Origin of the sequence: Nocardia sp. NPDC006044, from assembly GCF_042871115.1 — a bacterium.
Lineage (GTDB): Bacteria > Actinomycetota > Actinomycetes > Mycobacteriales > Mycobacteriaceae > Nocardia.
Genome location: NZ_JBIAID010000001.1, coordinates 973,351 through 998,741 on the forward strand (window position 1 = coordinate 973,351; position 25,391 = coordinate 998,741).

General features: G+C 68.0%; 26 protein-coding genes. 11 read left to right on the forward strand and 15 right to left on the reverse strand.

From position 1 onward, the window contains the following. The first annotated feature begins 62 nt into the window (after positions 1-62). The gene (locus ACFYO1_RS04525) at positions 63-254 is read left to right on the forward strand and encodes a hypothetical protein (protein WP_387227125.1); all 192 of its coding nucleotides are present in this window, start codon (positions 63-65) and stop codon (positions 252-254) included. Positions 255-258: 4 nt separating this feature from the next. On the opposite strand, the gene ACFYO1_RS04530 is transcribed toward ACFYO1_RS04525, so the two are convergent. The 4 genes from ACFYO1_RS04530 to glp form a co-directional block, all read right to left on the reverse strand. Next, the gene (locus tag ACFYO1_RS04530; protein WP_387227128.1) at positions 259-1,266 is read right to left on the reverse strand and encodes an AraC family transcriptional regulator ligand-binding domain-containing protein; all 1,008 of its coding nucleotides are present in this window, start codon (positions 1,264-1,266) and stop codon (positions 259-261) included. A gap of 124 nt (positions 1,267-1,390) precedes the next feature. Next, positions 1,391-1,825, reverse strand: a complete 435-nt coding sequence (locus ACFYO1_RS04535; protein ID WP_387227130.1) for a molybdenum cofactor biosynthesis protein MoaE — start codon at positions 1,823-1,825, stop codon at positions 1,391-1,393. Continuing rightward, the gene (gene moaCB / locus ACFYO1_RS04540; protein ID WP_387227132.1) at positions 1,812-2,927 is read right to left on the reverse strand and encodes a bifunctional molybdenum cofactor biosynthesis protein MoaC/MoaB; all 1,116 of its coding nucleotides are present in this window, start codon (positions 2,925-2,927) and stop codon (positions 1,812-1,814) included. The genes ACFYO1_RS04535 and moaCB overlap by 14 nt, the downstream gene beginning before the upstream one ends. Positions 2,928-2,951: 24 nt before the next feature. Further along, entirely contained in the window at positions 2,952-4,199 is a 1,248-nt protein-coding gene (glp, locus tag ACFYO1_RS04545; RefSeq protein WP_387227134.1) for a gephyrin-like molybdotransferase Glp, read from the reverse strand. Between the two features lie 139 nt (positions 4,200-4,338). On the opposite strand from glp, the gene moaA reads away from it, so the two are divergent. From moaA to ACFYO1_RS04570, 5 genes are all read left to right on the forward strand, one after another. Beyond that, positions 4,339-5,397 carry a GTP 3',8-cyclase MoaA gene (moaA, locus tag ACFYO1_RS04550; protein WP_387227136.1) on the forward strand — a complete coding sequence of 353 codons (1,059 nt, stop codon included), beginning with the start codon at positions 4,339-4,341 and terminating at the stop codon, positions 5,395-5,397. Continuing rightward, a complete protein-coding gene (locus tag ACFYO1_RS04555; protein ID WP_387227138.1) occupies positions 5,390-5,632 on the forward strand; it encodes a MoaD/ThiS family protein in 243 nt (80 codons plus the stop codon). The genes moaA and ACFYO1_RS04555 overlap by 8 nt, the downstream gene beginning before the upstream one ends. Positions 5,633-5,869: 237 nt before the next feature. Beyond that, positions 5,870-6,577, forward strand: coding sequence for a YciI family protein (locus ACFYO1_RS04560; protein WP_387227140.1), 708 nt, complete (start codon positions 5,870-5,872; stop codon positions 6,575-6,577). Between the two features lie 2 nt (positions 6,578-6,579). Next, positions 6,580-7,803, forward strand: a complete 1,224-nt coding sequence (locus tag ACFYO1_RS04565; protein WP_387227143.1) for an RNA polymerase sigma factor — start codon at positions 6,580-6,582, stop codon at positions 7,801-7,803. A gap of 125 nt (positions 7,804-7,928) precedes the next feature. Continuing rightward, positions 7,929-9,410 carry a M28 family metallopeptidase gene (locus tag ACFYO1_RS04570; RefSeq protein ID WP_387227145.1) on the forward strand — a complete coding sequence of 494 codons (1,482 nt, stop codon included), beginning with the start codon at positions 7,929-7,931 and terminating at the stop codon, positions 9,408-9,410. Here ACFYO1_RS04570 and nadE read toward each other — a convergent pair. Together nadE and ACFYO1_RS04580 are read right to left on the reverse strand one after the other, a co-directional pair. Further along, entirely contained in the window at positions 9,407-10,234 is an 828-nt protein-coding gene (nadE, locus tag ACFYO1_RS04575) for an ammonia-dependent NAD(+) synthetase (protein WP_387227147.1), read from the reverse strand. The genes ACFYO1_RS04570 and nadE overlap by 4 nt on opposite strands. A gap of 22 nt (positions 10,235-10,256) precedes the next feature. Beyond that, positions 10,257-10,880, reverse strand: coding sequence for a TetR/AcrR family transcriptional regulator (locus tag ACFYO1_RS04580; RefSeq protein ID WP_387231675.1), 624 nt, complete (start codon positions 10,878-10,880; stop codon positions 10,257-10,259). Positions 10,881-11,005: 125 nt separating this feature from the next. On the opposite strand from ACFYO1_RS04580, the gene ACFYO1_RS04585 reads away from it, so the two are divergent. The 5 genes from ACFYO1_RS04585 to ACFYO1_RS04605 all read left to right on the forward strand — a co-directional run bounded on the left by ACFYO1_RS04585 (position 11,006) and on the right by ACFYO1_RS04605 (position 16,007). Next, on the forward strand, positions 11,006-11,575 hold the full coding sequence (locus tag ACFYO1_RS04585) for an NAD(P)H-dependent oxidoreductase (RefSeq protein ID WP_387227149.1): 570 nt from the start codon (positions 11,006-11,008) through the stop codon (positions 11,573-11,575). 413 nt (positions 11,576-11,988) lie between these two features. Continuing rightward, complete coding sequence (gene nrdH, locus ACFYO1_RS04590) at positions 11,989-12,222, forward strand: glutaredoxin-like protein NrdH (RefSeq protein ID WP_150407919.1); 234 nt, start codon at positions 11,989-11,991, stop codon at positions 12,220-12,222. 40 nt (positions 12,223-12,262) lie between these two features. Next, positions 12,263-12,757, forward strand: coding sequence for a class Ib ribonucleoside-diphosphate reductase assembly flavoprotein NrdI (nrdI, locus tag ACFYO1_RS04595; protein WP_387227151.1), 495 nt, complete (start codon positions 12,263-12,265; stop codon positions 12,755-12,757). A 38-nt stretch (positions 12,758-12,795) separates the two neighbouring features. Continuing rightward, on the forward strand, positions 12,796-14,901 hold the full coding sequence (gene nrdE, locus ACFYO1_RS04600; protein WP_387227153.1) for a class 1b ribonucleoside-diphosphate reductase subunit alpha: 2,106 nt from the start codon (positions 12,796-12,798) through the stop codon (positions 14,899-14,901). Between the two features lie 776 nt (positions 14,902-15,677). Then, entirely contained in the window at positions 15,678-16,007 is a 330-nt protein-coding gene (locus ACFYO1_RS04605; RefSeq protein ID WP_387231677.1) for a DUF559 domain-containing protein, read from the forward strand. 8 nt (positions 16,008-16,015) lie between these two features. Here the strand turns inward: ACFYO1_RS04605 and ACFYO1_RS04610 are convergent, their stop codons facing one another. The 9 genes from ACFYO1_RS04610 to ACFYO1_RS04650 all read right to left on the reverse strand — a co-directional run bounded on the left by ACFYO1_RS04610 (position 16,016) and on the right by ACFYO1_RS04650 (position 25,126). Then, complete coding sequence (locus ACFYO1_RS04610) at positions 16,016-16,783, reverse strand: hypothetical protein (protein ID WP_387227154.1); 768 nt, start codon at positions 16,781-16,783, stop codon at positions 16,016-16,018. Between the two features lie 106 nt (positions 16,784-16,889). Continuing rightward, positions 16,890-17,882, reverse strand: coding sequence for an LLM class F420-dependent oxidoreductase (locus ACFYO1_RS04615; protein ID WP_387227156.1), 993 nt, complete (start codon positions 17,880-17,882; stop codon positions 16,890-16,892). A 120-nt stretch (positions 17,883-18,002) separates the two neighbouring features. Then, a complete protein-coding gene (locus tag ACFYO1_RS04620) occupies positions 18,003-18,935 on the reverse strand; it encodes a TauD/TfdA dioxygenase family protein (RefSeq protein ID WP_387227158.1) in 933 nt (310 codons plus the stop codon). 111 nt (positions 18,936-19,046) lie between these two features. Then, on the reverse strand, positions 19,047-19,373 hold the full coding sequence (locus tag ACFYO1_RS04625) for a 4Fe-4S binding protein (protein WP_387227160.1): 327 nt from the start codon (positions 19,371-19,373) through the stop codon (positions 19,047-19,049). Continuing rightward, positions 19,370-20,950 carry an FAD-dependent oxidoreductase gene (locus ACFYO1_RS04630; protein WP_387227162.1) on the reverse strand — a complete coding sequence of 527 codons (1,581 nt, stop codon included), beginning with the start codon at positions 20,948-20,950 and terminating at the stop codon, positions 19,370-19,372. The genes ACFYO1_RS04625 and ACFYO1_RS04630 overlap by 4 nt, the downstream gene beginning before the upstream one ends. Next, positions 20,947-22,287 (reverse strand): LLM class flavin-dependent oxidoreductase, encoded by a 1,341-nt coding sequence (locus ACFYO1_RS04635; RefSeq protein WP_387227164.1) that lies wholly within the window; start codon positions 22,285-22,287, stop codon positions 20,947-20,949. Before ACFYO1_RS04635 ends, ACFYO1_RS04630 begins: the two co-directional genes overlap by 4 nt. A gap of 28 nt (positions 22,288-22,315) precedes the next feature. After that, a complete protein-coding gene (locus tag ACFYO1_RS04640) occupies positions 22,316-23,209 on the reverse strand; it encodes an ABC transporter permease (RefSeq protein WP_387227166.1) in 894 nt (297 codons plus the stop codon). Beyond that, entirely contained in the window at positions 23,202-24,047 is an 846-nt protein-coding gene (locus ACFYO1_RS04645; protein ID WP_387227169.1) for an ABC transporter ATP-binding protein, read from the reverse strand. The genes ACFYO1_RS04640 and ACFYO1_RS04645 overlap by 8 nt, the downstream gene beginning before the upstream one ends. After that, a complete protein-coding gene (locus ACFYO1_RS04650; protein WP_387227171.1) occupies positions 24,044-25,126 on the reverse strand; it encodes an ABC transporter substrate-binding protein in 1,083 nt (360 codons plus the stop codon). Before ACFYO1_RS04650 ends, ACFYO1_RS04645 begins: the two co-directional genes overlap by 4 nt. Positions 25,127-25,391 lie beyond the last annotated feature (265 nt).

Here is a 25,391-nt window from a genome sequence, read left to right on the forward strand (position 1 = left end):
GTCGGGTCGGCGCACCGATTCAAGATCGAGACGATTCGTTCTGCGACCGATGGGAGTTTTCCATGTCCGATTCGCTGGAGAGCGCCACCGCGTACGTGATCGAAGTGCTGGAGGCCAAGGGCACCGCCACGCGCTACGACTTCGACGTACCCGGCATCGTGGCGGAGTCGCATGCCATCGCCAACGGCTGGGATTTCCGCGCGATCGAGGACGCCACGTTCTGGGGGATCGTGGCGCGTTTCCTGAAACAGTGAGTGCTCAGTCGAAGCGGGCGGCCTGCTGGCCGCGCGGCGCCACCGTCCACCGCCGGGCCGCCCGGCGCATCGAGCCCGCGTCGGAGTATCCGAGCAGCTCGGCCTGCCGTGAGCGGCTGAGCGGACCACCTGAGCTGACCTCGGTCAGCCGGGCGGTGCGCGCCCGATCCAGTTCCCGTCGCCACGTGGTACCCGCCTCCATCAACCGGCGTTGCAGCGTGCGCGGACTGGTGGCCAGTATGCGCGACACCCGGTCGAGGGAGACGTCGCCGCTCTTCATCGCCTCGGCCAGCGCCGCCGCGACCCGTTCCGGCCAGGCCGTGGTCAGCGACGGCGGTGGCGGCAACGCCTCGGCGAGCGGCTGCAAGATCGCGGCCAGCACCGGGTCGCTGGTGGTCAACGGCAGCTCCATGTCGCTGGCGCGGAACACCATCGCGTCCACCGGTGCGTCGAATTCGATCGCCGTGGTGCCGAACACCTCGATGAAGGTTTGCACCTTGGCCGGCGCCGATTGGCGCAGCGAGATCCGCAGGGGAATCACCGGCTCGCGCACCACCCGCCGGGCCCGGCTGAGCACCGCGGCCAGACCCCACAGCTGGGTGAGGTCGCGGCCGCGGCCCTCGCCGCGGATCATCTCCAGGTAGAGCGTCACCTCGCCGTCGCGCTCGGCGACCAGGTCGAATCGATGATTGGTGGTGACCGCGGTGACGTACGGCCCGCAGGTCGCCAGGCCCGCGCCGAGGGTGGGCGCGGTGGAGAACAGATAGTCGTAGAGCCCGAGGGTGGGCAGCTGGTAGCGCCGGGCCACGTTCAGCGCGACGTCCGGGTCGCCGAGCCCGTGCTCGCCGAGTTCCCACAGCCGGGAGAAGGTGTGGCTCGGCAGGTGCACGTCGTCGCCGGCCATCGTCCACTCGGGCAGCCCGGTCTCGCGGATCAGCCGATCGCGATCGAGGCCGGCCGCGCTGAGCTGAGAGATGACGAACCGGTGCAGCAAAACCTGATCGGTACCCATCGCTTCCTCCCGCTTAGAGCGCTGGCAAGGGCGGATGCGCGAGGTCGCGCCTCCGGCGAACTGCGTGTGCGGACACGCTAGCGCTGACGTGTTGATTCGTCATGGGGTTCTTGTCACGCTTCGGTTAACCGCAGGAATTGACCCATTCGGACAATCCGTCGGCGAACCGCTGTCTCTTCCAGATCGGCACCTCGTGCTTGATCCGGTCCACCAGCTCGGCGCAGGCGGTGAACGCCTCGGCCCGGTGCGCGGCGGCGACCGCGACGACGATCGCGTCGTCGCCGATGGTCAACGCGCCGACCCGGTGCACCGCGGCGACCGGCAGGCCGGCCGATTCGGCCAGCTCGGCGCAGACCTTGTGCAGGAAGCGCTCGGCCTCCGGATGCGCCGAGTACTCCAGCGCGGTCACGGCCTGTCCGCCGTCGTGGTCGCGGACCTTGCCGGTGAACACGACCACGGCCCCGTAGTGCGGCCCGGTCACGGCGGCCTCGACCGCGGCGGCGTCGAGCGGCTGATCGCTGACCCGGGCCAGCCGGACGGTGGGTTCAGTGGTGGTCATGGTTTCCGCCTCCGGCAACTTGGGCGAGCAGATGGTCGAGCAGCGGTTCGAGCACGGCGATGCCGTCCTTGACCCCGCCGGGGGAGCCGGGCAGGTTCACGATCACCGACCGGCCGGCCAGCCCGGCGACCCCGCGACTCAGGGCGGCCAGCGGGAACTTCGCCGTGCCCCGCTGGCGGATGGCCTCGGCCACGCCGGGCAGCTCGCGGGTCAGCACGGCGAGGGTGGCCTCGGGGGTGGCATCGGTGGGGGAGGCGCCGGTGCCGCCGGTGCTGATCACCAGCGACGGTTCCAGGCGCAACGCGTCGGCCAGGCCGACGGCGATGTCGGCGTCCGCGTAGACCAGTGGGCCGCGCACCGAAAAGCCCAGGCCGGCAAGCCATTCGGTGAGGACCGGGCCGGTGGTGTCGACCCGCGTGCCCGCGGCGGCGCCGGTCGAGGCTACGAGGACGACGGCGGTCGCGCCGGGAAGACGTTCCTGCGGTGCGTGCTTCGCCCCGGCCGCGGGTTCGCTTGGTGCCGGGTGTGTTCCGGCCTTGGGTTCTGTTGCGGCGCCGACATGGTGGTGTCCGTGGGCCGCTTGGTGGTGTGCGCCGGCATCAACGGCGGTGGACTCGTTGCCGGCGGCAGCCTCCGGCCGCACCCAATGCCCGTGCTTCCCACCTTCTTTGGTGATCAGCCGCACCCCGTTGAGCGTCGCCGCCGGATCGACCGCCTTCACCATGTCGTGCAGCGTCAACCCGGCGACCGCCACCGCGGTCAGCGCTTCCATTTCGACCCCGGTGGGTCCCTTGGTCTTCGCGGTCGCCTCGATGGTGATGGTGTTGTCGGTGAACCCGAATTCGACCTTTACCGAAGACAAGGCGAGCTGATGACACAGCGGGATCAGCTCCGAGGTCTTCTTCGCCCCGGCGATGCCCGCGATCCGCGCGGTGGACAGCACGTCGGCCTTCGGCATGTCGTCGGCGCGCACCAGCGCGACCACCTCGGCGGTGGTCAGCAGCTCACCCGCGGCCACCGCGATCCGGGTGGTGTCGGACTTGGCGCTGACATCGACCATGCGGGCGCGGCCCGCGCCGTCCACATGGGACAACTCACTCATCGAATACTCCTGGGACGGAATGGATCACAACGACCACACGCGCACGACGCCCCCGGCGGGCAGCGACGTGACCTCGGCCGGGACATCGATCAGCACGTCCGCCCAGGCCATCCCGGCGACCAGGTGCGATCCGGGCCCGGACACCACCTCCACCGCTTCCGGATGCCGGTGCGACGCGGGCAGATCGCCGGACGACGGCCGAATCAGCTTGCCGCGCAAGAACTGCCGCTTACCCTGCGGCGATCGGGCCACCTCGTTGCGCAACGGCAGTTCGTAGCTGTCGACCGGCGCGAGCCCGGCCAGCGCGCGCAGCATCGGTCGCGCGAACACCTCGAACGACACCATCGTGCTGACCGGATTACCCGGAAAACTGAGCACCGGCACCCCGTCGGCGACGGTCAGTCCCTGCGGTCCGCCCGGCTGCATCGCGACCGGCCCGAACACCCCGCCGAGCGGCCCGAGCACGTCCTTGACCACCTCGAAGTCGCCCTTGGACACCCCGCCGGAGGTGAACACGACATCGGCGGATCCGGTCGCCTCGGCCAGCAGCTTGCGGAACTCGGCCGGGTCGTCGGTGCTGTGCGCGACCGAGACGACGTCGACCCCGTTCGCGGTGAGCGCGGCGGCCAGCGCGATGCCGTTGGAGTTGTAGATCTGCCCGGGCCGCAGCGTGCTGCCCGCCGGAACGAGTTCATCGCCGGTGGTGATGACCGCCGCCCGGATCCGGTGGAACACCGGCACGCTCGGCAACCCGACCGCCGCCAGCGCCGCGATGTGCCGCGGCTCCAGCGTGGTGCCCGCGTGCACGAGCAGGTCGCCGGCCCGCACGTCGGTCCCCGCCTCGCGTACGAATTCGCCTGCGCTGCGGCCGCGTTCGATGGTGACGGTGCCGTTGTCGGCGTGCACGTCCTCCACCGGAACCACGCAGTCCGCGCCGGGCGGGATCGGCGCGCCGGTCATCACCTTGATCGCAGCGCCGGCCGGCAGCGGCGTCTGCCCGGCATTGCCCGCCGCGACGACCCCGGCCACCCGCAGCGTCACCGGCGCGACCACGACCGACGCGGCGCGCACGGCGTAACCGTCCATCGCCGAGTTGCGGAACACCGGCAGATCGACCGGCGAGCGCAGGTCCTCGGCGAGCTGCCGGCCGAGGGCCGCCGGTACCGCGACCTGCTCGGCCGGGCGCGCGGCGAGCGGGCGCAACAGCTGTTCGATGCTGTCTCGGTAGTCGTCGACGGGCCGGGCCGAGACGCTGGCGGGCCGAGAGGTCATGGCAGCCAGCCTAACCTCAGCCGATCGAGGTCGATCGCCCGTCCGGCTTGTGTGAACCTCACAATCTCGCGGCGCGCGCGGCGGGTTATTCCGTACCTTCTGCGACTGACCGGCGACGAGCGGAGGTCATAATGGACGGGTGACTCTGGTCGAGATGGGGATACCTGCCGTGCGTTCCGGGCGTCCCTCGCTCGACGGCCGCCCCGATACGCCGTTCCTGCTGGACCGATTCGGGCGGGTGGCCCGCGATCTGCGCGTCTCCATCACCGAGAAATGTTCGCTGCGCTGCACGTATTGCATGCCCGAGGAGGGCCTGCCCGCGATTCCGCAGCACGAACTGCTCACCGTCGCGGAAATCGTCCGCCTGGTCGGCCTCGCGGTACGTGAACTCGGGATCGAGGAGGTCCGGTTCACCGGCGGTGAGCCGTTGATGCGCCGCGACCTCGAGCAGATCATCGCCGGTTGTCACGAACAGGTGCCTGACACGCCGCTGGCGATGACCACGAACGGCGTCGGCCTCGCGCACCGCGCCCGCGGGCTCGCCGCCGCTGGACTGCATCGGGTGAACGTCTCGCTGGACACCGTCGACCGAGCCGGTTATGCCGAGCTGACCCGCCGCGACCGGCTCGACTCGGCGCTGGCCGGCATCCGGGCCGCCCGCGACGCCGGCCTGGCGCCGGTCAAGGTGAACGCCGTGCTCATGCGCGAAACCCTCTCCGGCGCGGCGGATCTGCTCCAGTGGTGCCTGGACGAGGACTGCGAACTGCGGTTCATCGAGGAGATGCCGCTCGACGCCGACCACGAATGGGCCCGCACCAACATGGTCACCGCTGCCGAACTGCTCGACGTGCTCGGCGCCCGGTTCGAGCTCACCGCCGCCGGTCGCGCCGATCCCGCGGCCCCGGCCGAAACCTGGCTGGTCGACGGCGGTCCCGCGACCGTCGGCATCATCGCGTCGGTCACCCGCAAGTTCTGCGATACCTGCGACCGCACCCGCCTGACCGCCGACGGCATGCTGCGCTCCTGCCTGTTCAGTGACCAGGAGTACGACCTGCGCCAGGTGCTGCGCTCCGGGGCAGGCGACGCCGAGCTGGCCACCCTGTGGCGCGGCGCGATGTGGAACAAATGGGCCGGTCACGGCATCGATGTGGAGGGGTTCGTCCCGCCGGAACGCACGATGGGAGCCATCGGTGGTTGAGATCCGCTACTTCGCCGCCATCGCCGACGCCGTCGGCAAGGACCGCGAGACGCTCGACCTCCCGGCCGGCGCCACCGTCGCCGACCTGCGCTCGTCCCTGTCCGCCTCGTACGGCCCCGGCCTGGCGAAGATGCTCTCGGTCTGCGCCTACCTGGTCGGCGACGAACTGACCCGCGATCCGAGCACCGCGCTGACACCCCGCGTGGACGTGCTGCCCCCCTTCGCCGGCGGCTGACCGGCGCGACTTCCGCCTCGCCCCGCTCCGTCGGCCGAAAGGCGGCGGCCTCGGCGGTGTTGATCGGGGCAGCGTCGCAGGTTCGTCGGCCGATCGTCCCGGCCGCGATGAATCGGGACGATCGGTCGTCCCACTCGGAGTAGAAAGAATTCGCGACGGCGTAGAGAAACTCCCGCGGCGTTCGTCGTCTGGGTAAGGAAGGGTATCGGGCTCTTCCACTCGAGGAAGGTTGCGACCATGCACTACTTGGCGACGATTGTGGGAGACGGGCAGACCGCCGCGCCGGGAACGCCGGAGTTCGCCGCGGGGGTGGCGAAATACGCGGCCTTCCAGGAGGCGGCGGGCGCGGCGATCGCCGGTGGCGCGGCGTTGTTCCCGTCGGCCACGGCGATCAATGTCCGGCGCAGCGGCGATCAGGCGTTGATCACCGACGGGCCGTTCATTGAGCAGACCGAGGTAATCACTGGTTTCTACGTGTTCGACGCGCAGGATCTGGACGAGGCCATCCAGCTCGCGCGCCGGATCCCGGCGGCCGAGCGCGGCGCGATCGAGGTGCGGCCGATGGTGATGTGGTCGCCGCACGGAGCGCCGGGCGCCGATTGGTGGACCGCGCTGCTGTGGGAGCGGCAGTCGGACTTGATCGCGCCGGACACGCAGGAATGGGAAAAGATGGCCGCGGAACACGGGCAGTTCGCGGAAAAGGTCGGCGAGGCGATCCGGGCCGGCGGAGCATTGCAACCGCCGGCTACCGCGACAACGGTCCGGGTGCGGGACGGGAAGTTGCTGCTCACCGACGGACCGTTCACCGAGGGCGCCGAGGTGGTCGACGGACTGTACGTGTTCACCGCGACCGGCCCGGCCGAGGCCACCGAGATCGCGGCCCAGATCCCGCGCGGACCGCATGGCCGTTCGGAGCTTCGCCGCATCGTCGACGTCGGCTTCTGACCGTGCCGGGCCCGGCCATCGACGCCGTTTACCGCGCCGAATTCGGCCGGGCCCTGGCCACGGTGGCCCGGCTGGTCGGCGATATCGGACTGGCCGAGGACGCGGTGCAGGACGCGTTCGCCGACGCGTTGCGCACCTGGCCGGAGCGCGGTGTGCCGGACAATCCCGGGGCCTGGATCACCACCGCGGCGCGCAATCGCGCACTCGACCGGTTGCGGCGCGAGTCGGTCAGGAGCGGCAAGGAGCTGGACGCAGTCCTGTTGACCGGGCCGAGCGAGGAGATAGAGGTGTCGCCGGTAGCGGACGACCAACTGCGGATGATCTTCACCTGCTGTCATCCGGCGCTGTCGCCGGAGTCTCAGGTGGCGCTGACCCTGCGGTTGGTGTGCGGGTTGCGGACCGCGGAGATCGCCAGGGCCTTCCTGCAACCGGAACATACAGTCGCCCAAAGACTTACCCGCGCGAAGGCGAAGATCCGCCAGGCCGGTATTCCGCTGCGGGTGCCGCCCGCGCCGCTGCTGCCGGAGCGGCTGCCCGCGGTACTGGCGTGTATCTATCTGGTCTTCACCGAAGGCTACTTCGCCACCTCGGGTCCGGCCGCGGTCCGGGATGAGCTGTGCGACGAGGCAATTCGGCTCGGCAAGCTGCTGTGCGCGCTGCTGCCGGACGAGCCGGAGGCGCGGTCGCTGCTGGCGCTAATGCTGCTCAACGATAGTCGGCGCGCCCAACGGCGAAGTGCGGAAGACGAATTGGTGCCGATCGAGGAGCAGGATCGCAGCGCGTGGAATCGGGCGCAGATCGAATCGGGACTGCGCTGCCTGATCTCCGCCGCCGCGCAGGGCGGGGGCCCATATCTCGCCCAGGCGCGGATCGCCGGCGCCCATGCGATCGCTCCCACATGGGAGCAAACCGACTGGGCCGCAATAGTTTCCGGCTACGACGAGCTGCGCACCTACTCCGACTCACCGGTCATCCTGGTGAATCGCGCTATCGCCGTAGGGTTTTTGCGCGGTTTCGACAGCGGACTCGCTGCCCTCGACGAGGTCGCCGACCATCCGCGCCTGGCCGCTTCGCATCTCGTCGCCGCGACCCGCGCCGATCTTCTCCGCCGCGCGGGGCGCTATCCGGAATCGGCTACGCACTACCGCATCGCGCTCGACCGCGCGTCCAACGAGCAGGTCCGCCGCTTCCTGTCCCGCCGCCTCACGGAGGTCACGAAGGGCTGAGTGTGCGGGCGGATTGCCCGGCCCGGCAACGCATTTCCCCACTACAACTGGGGTTTCATCGAGACGACACCCCGCTTTAACCTCCGAGCCATCGGGATTCATCCGTCCCTTTGGAGGAGCTGACTATGCCCCGAATCTTCCGCAGTGCCACCGCCGGTCGCGTGATCGCCACCGCCGCCGCGCTGCCCCTCGCGCTCTCCCTCGCCGTCGCGGGGTCCGCGTCCGCCGACCCCAGTCCGCCGCCGGGGCGACTGGCCGATTCGATCAAGGCGCCCGCCGTCAAGCAGCATCTGGAGAAGTTCCAGTCGATCGCCAACGCCAACGGCCGCACCAGGGCCGCGGGCACCGCGGGCTACGACGCCTCCCGCGACTACGTGGCCGGCGAACTACGCCGCGTGGGCTACCAGGTGACGTTGCAGCCGTTCACTTTCCAGTCCTTCCGGGAACGGTCGGCGGCGGTCCTGGAGCGGGTCTCCGGCGCCCGGACGACCTATCAGCCGACCGCGCCGGACCACAGCAGGCTCGGTGACTTCGCCACCCTGACCTATTCCGGTTCGGGCGAGGCGAAGGCGGCGGTGCAGGGCGTCGACCTCACTCTGTCGCCCCGGGCCGAGGCGAACGGCTCGACCTCCGGCTGCGAGGCCGCGGACTTCGCCACGTTCACCCGCGGCAATATCGCGCTGCTGCAACGCGGTACCTGCACGTCCGCGGACAAGGCCCGAAACGCCCAGGCCGCAGGCGCTTCCGGCGTGATCATCTTCAACGAGGGCCAGCCGGGCCGCACCGACACCTTCGCCGAGCCGCTGGACGAGACCGGCATCACCGTGCCGGTGGTCGCCGCCAGCTTCGCCGTCGGCAAGGACCTGGCCAAGGCGGGCACGGTCGTGCGGCTCGCGACTGATACCGAGGCCCTGCCCGCCACCACCCACAACGTGATCGCGGAGTCCCCGCAGGGCAACCCGGACAAGGTCGTCATGGCCGGGGCGCATCTCGACTCGGTGCGTGCCGGCGCGGGCATCAACGACAACGGTTCCGGCAGTGCCGGTCTGCTCGAGGTCGCGTTGCAGATGGCCACCACCACGCCGAAGAACAAGGTCCGCTTCGCCTGGTGGGGCGCGGAGGAACTCGGCCTGGTCGGCTCCAAGTACTACGTGGCGAACCTGTCCGCGGCCAACCGGGACAAGCTCGAGCTCTACCTCAACTTCGACATGATCGGCTCGCCGAACTACGCCTACAAGATCTACAACGGCAGCCAGGGCCCGGCCGGTTCCGCCCAGATCGAGCAGGATTTCAACCGCTACTTCGACTCGAAGGGCTTGCGGCACAACCGGGCCGCGCTCGACGGCCGTTCGGACTACGGCGCGTTCATGCGCGCCGGGATCGCGGTCGGCGGTTTGTTCACCGGCGCCGAGGGCACCAAGACCAGCCAGGAGGCGCAGTGGTTCGGCGGCCAGGCCGGCCGCCCGTACGACCCCTGCTACCACCGGTCCTGCGACACCACCGCCAACATCAGTGATAAGGCGTTGACCGACAACACCGGCGCGATCGCCAACGCGATGCAGACCTACGCCGCCGCCGACGACCCGCCCGGAGTCGCGGCCGGCTAGTCGCGCCACCAGGTGTCGAGTGGCGTCACCGGAACCGCCCGCTTGTGCCGGGTGTTCAGGTAGATCGACTCGATGCGCTCGGCGACCTCGGGGGCAACCTCCTTGCCCTCGAGGTAGTCGTCGATTTCGCGGTAGGTCAGCCCGAGCGCTTCCTCGTCCGGCAGCGACGGCCGGTCGTCCTCCAGGTCGGCGGTCGGCACCTTCGACCACAGGCTTTCCGGCGCACCCAGTTCGCGCAGCAGCGCCGCCCCCTGATGCTTGGTGAGACCGGTCAACGGGGTGAGATCGACCCCGCCGTCGCCGTACTTGGTGAAGAACCCGGTGACCGCCTCGGCCGCGTGATCGGTGCCGACGACGAGCAGGTTCTCCTGACCCGCGAGCGCGTACTGGATCACCATCCGCTCCCGTGCCTTGATATTGCCGCGGACGAAGTCGCGGAGCTTGTCGATCTTCAGCGCGGAAGCCACCTCGCCCGCCGTCGCGTTGGCGCTCGGGCGCACGTTCACCGACACCGTCCGGTCCGGTTGGATGAACCGCAGCGCGGCCCGCGCGTCCGCCTCATCCGATTGCACGCCGTAGGGCAGGCGCACCGCGACGAACGTCGCGTCCGCCCCGTCCGCCCGTAGTTCCTCGACGGCCAGCTGGCACAACCGGCCGGTCAGCGAGCTGTCCTGGCCGCCGCTGATGCCGAGCACGAAACCCTTTGCGGGAGTGGCGTTCAGATAGTCCTTGAGGAAATCGATCCGGCGCCGTACCTCGTTCTTCGGCTCGATGCTCGGTTGAACGCCCAACTCGGTGATGATCTGTTCGCGCAGGTTCCGCATGGCAGCCCACTTTACTGTCCATTCACGGGGTGACAACGCGTCGAACGACCGCTTCCCAGATGTCCCCGATCTGCTCGCGGCGATATCCCTGCACGCGCATCTGATGTATGACCAGCGCGGCGCTCAGCGTGCTGAGCAGACTGTCGGCGATCAACGGAATCTCGCCGGGCACGCCGGCCTGCCGCAGCAGCATCGACACGTGGGCCTTGAGCAACATGTACGGCGCGCCCGAGTACCGATCGGCCGCCTCGCCGACCTCCGCGGCGCGGTACAGCTCGCCCTCCACATCGATGTCGAGCAGCCGCGCCCGGCCGAACGCGACCAGCCGTTCCACCGGCGTCGCGCCGGGCCCCAGCGGCGGCGGCCCGAACATGAACGCCTCCTGCGCCTTGCGCTCGGAGTGATCGAGCAGCGCCATCAGCAACCCCGACCGGCTGCCGAACCGGCGGAACACCGTGCCCTTGCCGACCCCGGCCCGCTTGGCCAGCGCGTCCATGGTGAGGCCGTCCACGCCCTGCTCGCGCACCAGCTGTTGCGCGGCGTCCAGCAGTAGCTGCCGGTTGCGCGCGGCGTCGGCGCGTTCGGTGGGTTCGGAGGTGCCGGGGAGAGGCGCGCCGATGCCGAGCAGCGGGCGCTGCTCTGGCAGCGGGAGATCCGATGTGGGGTAGCTCACAGCAGGCACGCCATCTCCGCGGGAAGTAATCGGACCGTGGTCCGGTTAGTCATCAATGAAAGTTCGGACACCACACACTCAGTACACCAGGAGTTGTCATGGGCAAGACCCGCATCCTCGCTCTCGTCGGCAGCCTCCGCGCCGCCTCGATCAACCGGCAGCTGGCCGAGACCGCCGTACAGACCGCGCCGGAGGGTGTCGAGATCACCCTCTACGATGGCCTCGCCGACATTCCTTTCTACAACGAAGACCTCGATGTCGAGGGTGCCGTGCCCGCCGCGGCGCAGGCGCTGCGCGACGCGGTCGCCGCCGCCGACGGCCTGCTCGTGGTGACCCCGGAGTACAACGGCACGCTTCCGGGCGTGTTGAAGAACGCCATCGACTGGGCCTCCCGTCCGTACGGCACCGGCGCCCTCAAGGACCGGCCTGTCGCGGTGGTCAGCGCGTCGATCAGCCCGAACGCGGCGCAGTGGGCGCACGGCGACGCGGTCAAGGCGCTCGGCGTGGCCGGCGCGCGGGTGGTGGAATCCGCTCACCTGCACTTCGCCACGATCGGCGAGCGATTCGGCGCGACACACCCGCGCGAAGATGCCGAAGCGCTCACTCAGCTCGCGGCCACCGTGCACGAGCTGGTCCAGGCCGCCCAGGGTGAATTCGCGGCCGTGTAAGCTTCCGCTCCGGTCTTCTCGAGGGTCATCCCCACGCGGTGGGGGTGGCCCTCTTCGTCTGACCGGAGAGTTTGCTGGAAATCAGCTACGGTACGAAATTGTGATCTGCACCACGGTCGTGTCGGGTTGCGAATCGAGCGTCCAGGTACTTACCGCCTGCGAATTTCATCTTTGTGACTCGCAACATGTCGTGTTGGATGAATCTGTCGGCCACTAGGTGTAGTGTCTTCGGTACTGGAAGACGGCAAGGCACCCCGCTCTGCGAAATTCAGCCCGAACGGGCTGAGCAGGGGATTCGAGTCCAGATCCAGGAGTTTGCGCAGCAAGGTCGGAACGTGCATCGCTAGGTCGCTCGAACGATCGGCATACGGATCACAGGCTGTGGATCAGGCACAAGGAGAAGAGGGATACCAATGACCGTCACCGTGTACACCAAGCCCGCTTGCGTCCAGTGCAATGCCACCTACAAGGCCCTCGACAAGGTCGGGGTGGACTACGAGGTGATCGACATTTCCGAGAACGACGAGGCGCGTGACTACGTCATGGCGCTCGGTTACCTGCAGGCGCCGGTCGTGGTGGCCGGTGAGGACCACTGGTCCGGCTTCCGTCCCGACCGGATCAAGTCGCTCGCCACGGTGGCGGCCTGACCGCTTCCGCTTTCCGTTCCTCCGAGAGGAGAGGGTGATCGTGTCCGAGCACAACCCGCACGGTCACTGCGCGGGCTCCGCTCCCGGCGCGCTCGTCTACTTCTCCAGCGCCTCGGAGAACACGCATCGCTTCGTCGAGAAGCTGGGTCTCCCGGCGACTCGCATTCCACTGCACACCGCCGATTCGCTGCGCGTCGACGAACCCTTCGTGCTGATCGTCCCCACTTACGGGGGCGGTCGGCACGTCCTGGGTGGGAACAGATCCGACAAGGATTTCGTGCCGCGGCAGGTCGCCAAGTTCCTCAACAATCCGCACAACCGTGCCCTGCTGCGCGGGGTGGTCGCGGCGGGAAACACGAACTTCGGCGATACCTACTGCTATGCGGGAGACGTGATCTCGCGTAAGTGCGGGGTGCCGTACCTGTATCGCTTCGAACTCATGGGAACCGCTGAGGACGTCGAGCGCGTCCGAGAGGGATTGGGATTGTTTTGGCAACAACAACGACAGCACCGGCCGGAAAGACGGCTCGCTTAGAGCAGGCTTCGGGCCGCAGTGCGGAGGCCGGCGAGGTCATGGACTACCACGCCCTCAACGCGATGCTGAACCTGTACGGCCCGAACGGCGAGATCCAGTTCGACAAGGACCGTGAGGCGGCGCATCAGTACTTCCTGCAGCACGTCAACCAGAACACCGTCTTCTTCCACAACCTGGACGAGAAGCTGGACTACCTGGTCGACGAGAAGTACTACGAGCCCGAGGTGCTCGACCAGTACAGCCGCCCGTTCATCAAGCAGCTGTTCCAGCAGGCCTACGCCAAGAAGTTCCGGTTCCCCACCTTCCTCGGCGCGTTCAAGTACTACACCTCGTACACGCTGAAGACCTTCGACGGCAAGCGCTACCTGGAGCGGTTCGAGGACCGGGTCTGCATGGTCGCGCTCACCCTCGCGGCCGGCGACGAGGTGCTGGCGGGCAAGCTGGTCGACGAGATCATCGACGGTCGTTTCCAGCCCGCCACCCCGACCTTCCTCAACTCGGGCAAGAAGCAGCGCGGCGAGCCGGTGTCCTGCTTCCTGCTGCGCATCGAGGACAACATGGAGTCCATCGGGCGCTCCATCAACTCCGCGCTGCAGCTGTCCAAGCGCGGCGGCGGGGTTGCCCTGCTGCTGACCAACATTCGCGAGCACGGCGCGCCGATCAAGCAGATCGAGAACCAGAGCTCGGGCGTCATCCCGATCATGAAGCTGCTGGAGGACTCGTTCTCCTACGCCAACCAGCTCGGCGCGCGTCAGGGCGCGGGCGCGGTGTACCTGCACGCGCACCACCCGGACATCTACCGGTTCCTCGACACCAAGCGGGAGAACGCGGACGAGAAGATCCGGATCAAGACCCTCTCGCTCGGCGTGGTGATCCCGGACATCACCTTCGAGCTGGCGAAGAAGAACGAGGACATGTACCTGTTCTCGCCGTACGACGTGGAACGCATCTACGGCAAGCCGTTCGCCGATATCGACGTCACCGAGAAGTACTACGAGATGGTCGACGACAAGCGGATCCGCAAGTCGAAGATCAAGGCGCGCGAGTTCTTCCAGACCATCGCCGAGCTGCAGTTCGAATCCGGCTACCCGTACATCATGTTCGAGGACACGGTGAACCGGGCCAACCCGATCGCCGGCAAGATCACCCACTCGAACCTGTGCTCGGAGATCCTGCAGGTGTCGACGCCGTCGGTGTTCAACGACGACCTGTCCTACGCCAAGGTGGGCAAGGACATCTCGTGCAACCTCGGCTCGCTCAACATCGCCAAGGCGATGGACTCACCCGACTTCGCGCAGACCATCGAGACGGCCATCCGGGCGCTCACCGCGGTCTCCGATCAGACGCACATCTACTCGGTGCCCTCGATCGAGCAGGGCAACAACGAGTCGCACGCGATCGGCCTCGGTCAGATGAACCTGCACGGATACCTGGCCCGCGAGCGGGTGCACTACGGGTCCGAAGAGGGCATCGACTTCACCAACATGTACTTCTACACCGTGGTCTACCACGCGATCCGGGCGTCGAACCTGATCGCCAAGGAGCGCGGCAGCTACTTCGGCGGCTTCCCCGAGTCCAAGTACGCCAGCGGTGAGTACTTCGACAAGTACACCGAGCAGGCGTGGGAGCCGAAGACCGAACGGGTGGCGCGGTTGTTCGCCGACGCCGAGGTGAAGATCCCGACTCAGGACGACTGGCGCGAGCTCAAGGCCTCGGTCATGGAGCACGGCATCTACAACCAGAACCTGCAGGCCGTCCCGCCGACCGGTTCGATCTCCTACATCAACCACTCCACCAGCTCCATCCACCCGGTGGCGTCGAAGATCGAGATCCGCAAGGAAGGCAAGATCGGCCGCGTCTACTACCCGGCCCCCTACCTGGACAACGACAACCTCGAGTACTACGACGATGCCTACGAAATCGGCTACGAGAAGATCATCGACACCTACGCCGCCGCCACCCAGCACGTAGACCAGGGCCTGTCCCTGACCCTGTTCTTCAAGGACACCGCCTCCACCCGCGACCTCAACCGCGCCCAGATCTACGCCTGGCGCAAGGGCATCAAAACCCTCTACTACATCCGCCTCCGCCAAATGGCCCTGGAAGGAACCGAAGTAGAAGGCTGCGTCTCCTGCATGCTCTAGCAGCTGCGCTCACCCAGCTGGACAAATGATCACAAGGAACTGGTGCAGGTAACGGCCGAGAGCCGACCTGCACCAGTTCCCTCTCGATCGTCCGTGTCGGTGGCTTTGGGCATAGTGCGGGTATGGGGGTCTTGGATGAGCCGTTTCCTGGGTCTTGGGCGAGGGCCGCAGGGCTGGTGACGCGATGGGAACTCCAGCACAACTTTGTGCGGGTGTTCCCCGATGTCTATCTGCGCAAGGGGTGCACGCTCGACGCAGCCGGACGTGCTCACGCCGCAGCACACTGGGCGAAGGGTGACGGCGTGTTGATCGGGCACTCGGCGGCGGCCATGCACGGCACTCGCTGGCTTGATTCGGGCCGGCCCGCAGAGATCGCGCGGGCCGAACATTGCAAGCCGCCCAGCGGGATTCGCTCCGTGTGCACCGTCATCGAACCCGCCGAGTGCTGTGAGATCGATGGGTTCCGAGTGACAACACCCGCACGGACCGCGTTCGACCTCGGCCGACAGTTGCCTCGCGATCAAGCCGTCCCGATCCTGGATGCGTTGTGCGCAGCTACGGGTCTGGACCCGCTGGAGGTCGGAAATCTGGCTCACGCACATCCCGGAACGCGCGGAGTCGCGCGTCTGTCGACCATCCTCGAGCTGATCGATGCCGGCGCCGAGTCGCCTCCGGAGTCACACACCCGGCTCCTCCTGATCGATGACGGATTACCCAGACCCACAACTCAACTGGTGATCCGCGATGCCCGCGGCGGGTTTGTCGCCCGGGTGGATATGGGCTGGAAAGAATGGCGCGTCGCCGTCGAATACGACGGCGCGCACCATTGGACCGACCCCACCCAGCGCACCAAAGACATCGACCGCCTCGCAACCCTCGAATCGCTGGGCTGGCGAGTAGTCCGCGTCAACGCCACCCTCCTCCACCACCGCCCGCACGTAATCCTCGACCGCGTCCGTGCCGCCCTCCGCGCCCACGGTTGGACAGATGATCACGAGGAACTGGTGTCGGTAAAACGCGAGAGGGCAACAGCATCAGTTCCTCGTGATCGCTTGTCCAGAAGGAATTCGACGCGACGGGGGAGTGGGGGTGCGCGGGCCGGGTGATGCGGGGCTTACCAGCCGCCGGCGAAGAAGGCGGCGAGGGCGGGGGTGGGGTTTGCGGCGGTGCCGGTGTTTGCCACTGCGACAACGAGTGTGGCGAGGGTCAGTGCGGTCGCGAGTGTGCCGAGTGACGCGAACAGGCGCCGGGGGCGCTGGTCTGCCGATTCGGTTCTGCTGAACTTTCGCCAGCTCACCACACTCAGGGCGAGGAGGGTGATCGCGACGATCGTGGCGATCACCGCCATTGCCGTGTGATATCGAGCGAAGTCGCCGATCATGACGTCGAGGATGGGCGAGGGGCGGCCGCCGGCGTCGGCCAGTTGCTGCCGGATCTGTTCGAGTGCGGGGGAGAGTGCGCCGTCGGCGGGACCGGTCGTCAGCATCGGTAGCAGCGAGGCGAACGGTGCTACCGCGCCTTGTACGTTAGCCATGACCAACACCAACGAGCCCAACGCCAGCGCGGTGGCAAGCCCGCCTGCCGACCCGAGGGCGACTCGCCGGCCGGCCCCGGGGCCAGCGGAGCGCAGGAAGGCCCGCCAGAGCCGAATACCGAGCGCTACCAGCACGACCAGCAGGATCGTCGCGATCACCGCTTTGGCCACGTGATAACGGAACCAGTAGTCCACCACCCGCGCCAAGCTCGGCGGGAAGTCCCGCGCGCCCGCACCCCAGTACTCGACGAACGCCACGCGCAGCGCAGCGCGGAGGTCGCCCTCGTCGGCGAAACCACCGCCGGGCCCGCGCCCCGCGAGCAGCCGCGGGGCGACGACGAAGGCCACCGCAAGCACTCCCGTGAGGACGACCAGAACCGCAAGTGTCCGACCGGGAGCATTCGTGGGTCGAGACGGGGCAGCGGGACTCGTCACGGGGACTCCTTCGACCAGCTCAGGCCAGGGCCGGAGCCACTTCCTTCTCGAACAGTTCGATGCCCGAGGTGTCGTAGGCGGATTCGGGGAAGTTGAAGATGGCGTAGCCGAGGCCGAGATCGCGGATGGGCGTGAGCCGTTCGACGATCTGCTCGGGGGTGCCGACGGCGAGCGACGGGCGGAACATGTTGTCCACGTAGGTCTTCGCCTCGTCGTCGCCGATGACCGAGGCCAGTTTCGCCTGGATCTCGGAAAGCCGTTCCTGCACTTCGGCTTCGGTGGACGCGATGACCACGTTGAAGTTCGACGAGCGCACGATGGCGTCGAAATCGGTGCCGACGTCGGCGCAGTGCGCGCGCAGGATCTCGGACTTGGCCGCGAATTCGTCGGGGGCGCCGCTGAAGTTGGTGTACTGGGCGTACTTCGCCGCGATCTTCAGCGTCTTCTTCTCGCCGCCACCGGCGATCCACAGCGGAATCCCGCCCTCCTGCAACGGAAGTGGCCGCACGATGGCACCGTCGACCTGGTAGTGCTTGCCGTCCAGGGTGGCCTTGCCCTCGGTCCAGGCCTGCCGGAAGATCTGCACGCCCTCGTCGAGGCGCGCGAGCCGCTCACCCGCGCCGGGGAAGCCGTAACCGTAGGCGCGCCACTCGTGTTCGTACCAGCCGCCGCCGATGCCCATCTCGACCCGGCCGCCGGAGATCAGGTCGACGGTCGCCGCGACCTTCGCCAGATACGCCGGATTGCGGTAGCTCATCGCGGTGCACATCTGCCCGAGCCGGATCCGCGAGGTGGACGCCGCGAACGCGGACATCAGGGTCCACGCCTCGTGCGTCGCCTCCTCGGTCGGTACCGGGACGGTGTGGAAGTGGTCGTACACCCACAGGGATTCCCAGGTGTCGTTGGCATCCGCGCGTTGCGCGAGATCCCGCATCACCCGCCACTGGTCCGCCGGGTCGATGCCGACCAGGTCGAGCCGCCAGCCCTGCGGAATGAAGATGCCGAAGCGCACAGATCTCTCCTTCGTTGTTTGCCCCAAACCTAGTCAATCATCCCGTGATGGGCTGATCGAGGCGTGGCGCAGCGCAGTGCCCGGCCGGGTGTCGCCGGCCGGGCACCTACCTGTCTACTCTCAGTTGCCGGTGAAGTGCGCCCCGGCGATGGAGGTGGACGGCGCGCCGTCCACCCCGACCGGGATGTCCCCCTCCAGCGTGGTGCGGTACAGCACCCGGGTGACGTCGAGATGATCGAGGTCGCTCGGCGCGAGATGCGCCGTCACCCGGTTGTCCCAGAACGCGATGCTGCCCCTCGCCCAGCGGAACCGGACGGTGTAGGCCGGGTTGGCCACCTCGTCGAACAGCAGTTTCAGCAGCGCGTCGCTCTGATTGGGGCTCAGCCCGATGATCCGGGTGGTGAAGCCAGGGTTGACGAACAGCGCCCGTTCGCCGGTCACCGGGTGCACCCGGACCACCGGATGCTCGGTGACCAGCGGCGCGGCCGCCACCTTCTTGGCGTAGTCGCTGTCCTCGTTCCAGACCGGCCTGCGCCCGCCGAACCGGTGCTCGGCACGCAGTCCCTCGACGAACCGCTGCAACGACTCCGGCAGGTTCTCGTACGCCGCGACCAGGTTCGTCCAGCCGGTGTCACCGCCCTGCTCCGGCGCGATCTCGGCGCGCAGGATCGACGCGGCGGGCGGGTTGATCAGCGGCGAGACATCGGTGTGCCAGAAGTTCGTGTAGCTGAATTTCTTTACCCCGAACCGCTTTTCGTACAGCCGGCTGTCCACGGCGAGGATCTCCGGGAATTCGGTGGGCGCGTCGGTGTCGTACGGATGCGATGGGGTGACCGCGCCGAAGCGCCGGGAGAAGGCGATCTGCTCGGCGTGCCCGATGTGCTGGTCGCGGAAGAACAGCACCTTGTACCTGTGCAGCGCGGCGGTGATCTGCTCGACCTGCTCGTCGGTCAGCGTCTCGCGCAGATCGACACCGGAGATGTCGGCGCCGATGTAGCCGGCGACCGGGGTGACGCGGAGGGTGATCGTGGATGGTTCGTGCACCGTGGTCATGGGGACCTCGCTAGGGAAAAGTGATGGGGGGCAGGCGGGTTCGATCGTCGCGTCGACACGCGCTGCGGCACGTGCGCATGAAGTCGACCACCCGCCGTTTCGTCAACGGCGTCAAGGTAATTCGGGTCCGATCGCGTAGCGCGCACCCAGCGGGCCGCCGCCCCAGCCGAGCGATGTGCGGTAGCTACCCAACAGTCCGTGCTCGATCAGGTAGGCCTCGTCGCGTTGCACGTCGTCCGGCGCGAGGGGTTCGGTGCGGGCGGCGACGAACAGCGCGTCGGCGGGGCAGTACGCCTCGCACATGAAGCACGTCTGGCAGTCGGATTGCCTGGTGAGCAACGGGATTCCATCCGCGCCGCGATCGAACACGTGGGTGGGGCAGACCTCGATGCACTTGTCGCAGGCGATGCAGCGGTCGGCCGAGACCAGTTCGATCATGCCGGCACCAGCCTCGTCCGCTCGAGGAACGCCGGTTCCGGCGCGGTCCACACCTGGTCGAGTCCGCCGGTGATCAGCCGATGATGCTGCGCCGGATCGGCGTCGGGGAACTCCTGCCGCCGCGCCATGCCGCGCGACTCGGTGCGGGCGAGCGCGGCCGTATACATCCACCGCGCGTGCGCGGTCATGGCCGCCGCCGAGCGCACCTTGGACGGATCCGACTGTGCGAGAGTCAGACTCGTCCGGGCCTGCTGCCACATCTCGTCCAGCGTCGCCAGCGCGGGCCGCAGCCGGTCGCCGTGCCGGAGATAGTTCTTGTCGTACGGCAGCACCTCCCGCTGGACCACCGCGACGATATCGGCGGGCAGCAGCCCGGCGTCCGGCTTTCCGGTGGGCCGGATACCGACTCCACCCGCGCCGAACCGCTGCCGGTCATCGGTCGAATCACCGTGCCGCCGGGCATATTCGGCCGCTCCGGCGCCTGCCCAACTGCCCGACGACATCGCCCACGCGGCGTTGTGACTGCCGCCGCCGGTGAAGCCACCGCAGATCAGCTCCCTGGTCGCGACATCGCCCGCGACGTACAGTCCGGGCACGCTGGTCGAGCAGTCCTCGCCGGCGACGCGCACCCCGCCGGTCCCGCGAACGGTGCCTTCCAGCAGCAGCGTGATCGGGAACCGATCGGTGAACGGGTCGATGCCGAGCCGGTCGAAGGTGAGGAAGAAGTTCGGCTGCCCCAGGCGCATCGCCCGGCGTTGCTCCGCGTCGGCCCGATCCAGCGTGCAATACACCGGCTCGGTCAGCAGCGCCTTGGCGATCGGGGAGCGGCTCTTGCCCGACGCGCCCGCCAGCACCGCGCCGTTGCCCAGGTAGAAGGTGGCGAAGGAGTAGTAGGCGGTCTTCGTCACCGAGGTGAACTCGGGCGCGATGGCGTAGGCGTTCGAGAATTCCATCCCGGACAGTTCCGCGCCCGCTTCCACCGCCATCAGGGCGCCGTCGCCGGTATTGACGTTGCAGCCCAGCGTTTTCGAGAGAAACGCGCACCCGCCGGTGGCGAGCACAACCGCGCGAGCGTTGAGGTCGACGAGTTCACCGGTGGCCAGCCGGTGCAGGCGCGCACCCGCGACCGAACCTTCGGCGTCGGTGAGCAATTCGATCGCCGGTGCGTGGTCGAGGATGGACACCCCGGCGCGCTGTACCCGAAGTCGCTGGCGCCGCATGTATTCCGGTCCCTGCACCCCGTTACGCAGCGAACGACCCTCGCGGTCGGTGGGGAAGGGGTAGCGTCCGGCCTCCGCGAGTTCGTTGACCCTTGCGTAGGTTTCGTCCAGCACCCGGGCCATCCACCCGCGATCGGCGAGATATCCGCCGAGCGCCTCCCGGCTGGCCATCGCCTTCTCTCGCAGTTCCGGCTCCGGCCGGACGTACCAGATCCCGGTGCCGGCCGCGGCCGTAGCGCCGCTGCTCCCGCAGAACCCCTTGTCGGCCAGCACAACCGATGCACCGGCCGCGGCGGCCTTCAACGCGGCCCAGGTACCGGCCGGGCCGCCGCCGAGTACGAGGACATCCACCGTCATGCGCTCGCCTCGGCCCGCTCCTGCGTGTGCCGGCTCGGCACCGGCCCGAGCCCGTAGTGCCCACGCAACGTGTCCGCCTCGTAGTCGGCGCGAAACAGCCCGCGCTCCTGCAGGATCGGCACCACACGATCGACGAAGTCTTCCAGCCCGCCCGGCAGATACGGCGGCATGATGTTGAACCCGTCGGCGGCGCCGTGGTCGAACCAGCTCTGCAACTCGTCGGCGATCTGAGTCGGCGTGCCCGCGAACGTCCGGTGCCCGCGTCCGCCGCCCAGCTTGCCGATCAGCTGCCGGATGGTCAGGTTCTCGTTCGCCGCCAGCTCTTTGACCAGGGTGAATCGGCTCTTGTGCGTTTCTATGTCGTTCTCCGACGGCAACGGCGGCAGCGGCGCGTCCAGGGCGTGTTCGGTGAGGTTGACGCCGAGCATGGTGGACAGCTGACGCAGCGCGTAGTCCGGCGAGATCAGATCGGTGAACTCCTGCTCGAGCGCCTGCGCCTGCTCGGTCGTGTCGGCGATGAACGGCACCAGTCCGGGCAGCACCTTGAGTTCGTCGGCCGAGCGGCCGTACTTCGCCAGCCGCGACTTCAGATCCCGATAGAACGCCTGCCCCTCGGCCAGCGTCCGCTGCGCGGTGAACACCGCCTCGGCGTGCCGCGCGGCGAATTCCTTTCCGCTCTCCGAGGATCCGGCCTGCACCAGCAGCGGCCTGCCCTGCGGGGTACGCGGCGAGTTCAGCGGCCCGCGGACCCGGAAGCGCGGCCCGTCGAAGTCGACGGTGTGCACCTTGTCCGGGTCGGCGAAGATGCCCGCCTCGGTGTCGAGCACGATCGCTTCCTCTTCCCAGCTGTCCCACAGCTGGTTGACCACGTCGACGAACTCCTGCGCCCGTTCGTAGCGCCGCGCGTGCTCGGGCACACCGTTGTAACCGAAGTTGAACGCCTCGTCCTCGCCCGCCGAGGTGACGATGTTCCAGCCCGCGCGGCCGCCGCTGATGTGATCGAGCGAGGCGAACTTGCGGGCCAGGTTGAACGGCTCGTGATAGGTGGTGGACGCGGTCGCGATCAGCCCGACGTGCGTGGTGGCGGCGGCGATCGCGGCCAGCAGCGTGATCGGCTCGAACACCGCGAGGGTGTTGCGCTTGATCCGCGGACCGACGGCCAGGCCGTCGGCGAAGAACACCGAATCCAGCTTGCCGCGCTCGGCGATCTGCCCCAGCTCCTGGAAGTGCCGGACGTCGAGCACGCGGTGCGCCTCGGTGCGCGGATGCCGCCACGCGGCCTCGTGATGCCCGACGCCCATCAGGAAGGCATTGAGGTGGAACTGTTTACCAGACATGGTTCTTCCTTGCGTTACGAGTGGACGGTCAGGCGTTGGGTTCGGTGCGCCAGCGGGAGAACCGGCGCTCCAGGGTGACCAGCAGTCCGTTGAAGGCCAGACCGAGCAGCGAGATGGCGATGATTCCCGCGTACATGTTCGGGATCTGGAAGTTCTGCTGGGCGGCGGTGATCAGATAGCCGAGTCCCGCACGGGCGCCGAACATCTCGGCCGCGAGCAACACCAGAATGGAGCTCGCCGCGGCCATCCGCAGGCCGGTGAAGATGGACGGCAAGGCGGCGGGCAGGATCACCTTCTGGAACAGCCGCACCGGCGAGAGACCCAGCGACACAGCGGATTTGATCAGCAGCGGGTCGACGGTGCGCACACCGGTGATGGTGTTCAGCAGGATCGGGAAGGCGCTCGCGTAGACCACAAGGGCGACCTTCGAGGTCTCACCGATGCCGAGAATCAGGATGAAGACCGGCAGCAGGGCCAGCGCGGCGGTGTTGCGGAACAGCTCCAGGATCGGGTTGAGGAAGTCGGCCACCGGCTTGTACCAGGCGATCGAGATGCCGAGCGGGATGGCCACGGCCAGCGCGATCGCGTAGCCGGCCAGCGAGCGGCTCAGGCTGGCCGAGATGTGGGTCCACAGTTCGCCGCTCACCAGCAGGTCGACGAAGGCCTGCGCGACCACCGAGAACGGCGGCAGGAACACCTCGTCCACCAGGCCGAGGGCCGGGGCGAGCTGCCACAGCAGCAGAAACAGCCCGATCACGATCGTCGGTTTGAACACCCGCCAGGCGAGGCGGCCGATCACCCGCAGCGCCTGCGATCCGGCCTCGAACGATCGGTCCGCGGCAGGTCGATCGGCGGCGGGCCGCGTGGGTGCCGCCGTACTCACCGCGATCGTCCGCTCGGTGAAGTCCACTGCACTAGACATGGGTCAGCCTCTCGACTCGTGCCTCGGTCGGGTTGTCCGACAACGACTCTCGTTCCAGCGACGCCGCGCGCTGGACCTCGCTCTGCAGCAGCGTCCAGATCTCGTGCCGGTAGTCCCGGAACCGCTCGGACGAGCGGATGTCGCCGCCGGCCTCCCGGTCGATCTCGACGTCGACGACCGCCTTGATCCGGCCGGGCCGCGAGGTCAGCACCGCGACCCGCTGCCCGAGGTACACCGCCTCATCGATGCCGTGTGTGATGAACAGGACCGTCTTTCCGGTGGCCCGCCAGATGCGTAACAGCTCGTCCTGCAACGACTCCCGGGTCTGCGCGTCCAGCGCCGCGAACGGCTCGTCCATCAGCAGCACCTCCGGATCGAAGGCCAGGCTGCGGGCGATGGCGACCCGCTGCTTCATCCCGCCGGACAGCTCGTGCGGGTAGCGATCGCCGAATCCGGTCAGCCCCACCAACTCCAGGTAGTGCTCGGCGATCTCGCGCCGCTGCCTGCGGCGTAATCCCTTGGCCTCCAGGCCGAATTCGATGTTCCCGCGGGCGGTGCGCCACGGCAGCAGCGCGTACTGCTGGAACACGATGCCGCGGTCGAGGCCCGGCCCGGTGATCGGCTTTCCGTCCAGGAGGATCTCACCGGAGGTCGGCTTGCTCAGGCCGCCGAGCAGATCGAGCAACGTCGACTTGCCGGATCCGCTCGGTCCGACCAGGACGAGGAACTCGCCGTCCCGCAGATCCAGCGAAATGTCTTGGATGGCAGTGAATTTCTCGTGCGAACCGCGGATGGCGAACTGCTTGTGCACCCCGGTCAGCGACAGCTTGGCGGTCATTTCGCGGCCACCGCCTCGCCGGTCGGGCCGCTCTGCGGGGTGAATGTGCCGTTGGCGTAGGGGTTGTCCTTGTTGGTGAACAAGTCTGTCGCCTTCAGCTGACCGTCCTTCAGCTCACCGTTGCGGACCAGCCAGTCGATCCAGATCTGTATTTCCTTCTGGTCGATCACCGCGCCCGGCACCGGGATTCCGGAACTCTTCCAGTACTTGATCAGCCCGGTGTTCTCGTTGCGCCCGCGCTTCGCGATGATCGAGGTGAAGCGTGCCTGCACCTCCTCCCGCGGCGTGACCTGCAACCACCGGGTCGCCCGGGCGGTGCCCTGCACGAAATCCTTGACCGCGTCCGGGTTCTTGGCGATGAAATCGTTGCGGAAGACGTAGGTGCCGTAGTCGAAGGTGCCGAACAGGCCCTTGTCGGTGAACAGCGGGTGGATGCCGCCGCGCTCGACCGCGGTCTCGCGGAAGATGCTGCCCAGCGTGCCGACCTCGATCTGCCCCTTGCGCAGCGCGTCCTCGGTGTTGGCCGGCGGCACCACCGTCAGCTCCACCTGCTTGATCTCCTTATCGGATAGGCCCTGCTGGTGCAGCCACTCCCTGGTGATGAACTCGTGGTGCGCGCCGAGGGTATTGACGCCGACTTTCTTGCCGATGAGATCGCGGGCGGAATTGAGGCCGGAATCGTCGCGGACGAAGTAGCCGGTGAACGACTGTTCGTCGGAGCCATAGGAACTGAGCACCGCGGTGACCTTCGCCCCGCCCGCGATCAGTTTCACCACCGCGCCGTTGAACGCGCTGCCGAATTCCACTTGATTCGTCGCCGCCGCTTGGATATTGGCCGGGCCGCTGGTGGTATCACCTTCCCAGCGCAGCGATATTTTGTTGAAATAGCCGAGATCCTCGGCCAATTCATAGGCGGAGACCTGACCGGTGGCGCCCTGATAGCGGAGCACGGTCTTGCCGTCGGCGGTGCTGCCCGGCTCGGACTTGCCGCAGCCTGCGAGCACGGAGACGCTGGTGAGCAGGGTGAGGGCCGCGGCGACCGCGCGGAGTGCGCGCCGTGGGGGAGCGGAGGTGGGCATGGTGGAAGTCCTTCGAATACAAGCGCGTGCGCAGGAAATCGGCACGGCGACAACAGAAGAGAGATATCGCGGCAAAGCGAATGCCGGAGTGGATGACTGCCGGAAACGGCGTCAGTAGCGACAGATCCCGTGCGGCACCCGCATCAGGTCGATCGCGCGGCGGCGGATCAGCGCGGTAGGTATCAACTCTTCGAGACTTCCGTGAACTGTGCCGGGCGCCGGATTCGATGCCCGTGGTCTTCTATGGTGTTGCCCGGCGCCGCCG

Bases quoted from the DNA above. Each gene is read 5' to 3' on its own strand.
- ACFYO1_RS04525 (WP_387227125.1), top strand. From the start codon at position 63: ATGTCCGATTCGCTGGAGAGCGCCACCGCGTACGTGATCGAAGTGCTG.
- ACFYO1_RS04530 (WP_387227128.1), bottom strand. From the start codon at position 1,266: ATGGGTACCGATCAGGTTTTGCTGCACCGGTTCGTCATCTCTCAGCTC.
- ACFYO1_RS04535 (WP_387227130.1), bottom strand. From the start codon at position 1,825: ATGACCACCACTGAACCCACCGTCCGGCTGGCCCGGGTCAGCGATCAG.
- moaCB (WP_387227132.1), bottom strand. From the start codon at position 2,927: ATGAGTGAGTTGTCCCATGTGGACGGCGCGGGCCGCGCCCGCATGGTC.
- glp (WP_387227134.1), bottom strand. From the start codon at position 4,199: ATGACCTCTCGGCCCGCCAGCGTCTCGGCCCGGCCCGTCGACGACTAC.
- ACFYO1_RS04560 (WP_387227140.1), top strand. From the start codon at position 5,870: ATGCACTACTTGGCGACGATTGTGGGAGACGGGCAGACCGCCGCGCCG.
- ACFYO1_RS04570 (WP_387227145.1), top strand. From the start codon at position 7,929: ATGCCCCGAATCTTCCGCAGTGCCACCGCCGGTCGCGTGATCGCCACC.
- nadE (WP_387227147.1), bottom strand. From the start codon at position 10,234: ATGCGGAACCTGCGCGAACAGATCATCACCGAGTTGGGCGTTCAACCG.
- ACFYO1_RS04585 (WP_387227149.1), top strand. From the start codon at position 11,006: ATGGGCAAGACCCGCATCCTCGCTCTCGTCGGCAGCCTCCGCGCCGCC.
- nrdH (WP_150407919.1), top strand. From the start codon at position 11,989: ATGACCGTCACCGTGTACACCAAGCCCGCTTGCGTCCAGTGCAATGCC.
- nrdE (WP_387227153.1), top strand. From the start codon at position 12,796: ATGGACTACCACGCCCTCAACGCGATGCTGAACCTGTACGGCCCGAAC.
- ACFYO1_RS04605 (WP_387231677.1), top strand. From the start codon at position 15,678: ATGGGCTGGAAAGAATGGCGCGTCGCCGTCGAATACGACGGCGCGCAC.
- ACFYO1_RS04620 (WP_387227158.1), bottom strand. From the start codon at position 18,935: ATGACCACGGTGCACGAACCATCCACGATCACCCTCCGCGTCACCCCG.
- ACFYO1_RS04625 (WP_387227160.1), bottom strand. From the start codon at position 19,373: ATGATCGAACTGGTCTCGGCCGACCGCTGCATCGCCTGCGACAAGTGC.
- ACFYO1_RS04630 (WP_387227162.1), bottom strand. From the start codon at position 20,950: ATGACGGTGGATGTCCTCGTACTCGGCGGCGGCCCGGCCGGTACCTGG.
- ACFYO1_RS04635 (WP_387227164.1), bottom strand. From the start codon at position 22,287: ATGTCTGGTAAACAGTTCCACCTCAATGCCTTCCTGATGGGCGTCGGG.
- ACFYO1_RS04640 (WP_387227166.1), bottom strand. From the start codon at position 23,209: ATGTCTAGTGCAGTGGACTTCACCGAGCGGACGATCGCGGTGAGTACG.
- ACFYO1_RS04645 (WP_387227169.1), bottom strand. From the start codon at position 24,047: ATGACCGCCAAGCTGTCGCTGACCGGGGTGCACAAGCAGTTCGCCATC.
- ACFYO1_RS04650 (WP_387227171.1), bottom strand. From the start codon at position 25,126: ATGCCCACCTCCGCTCCCCCACGGCGCGCACTCCGCGCGGTCGCCGCG.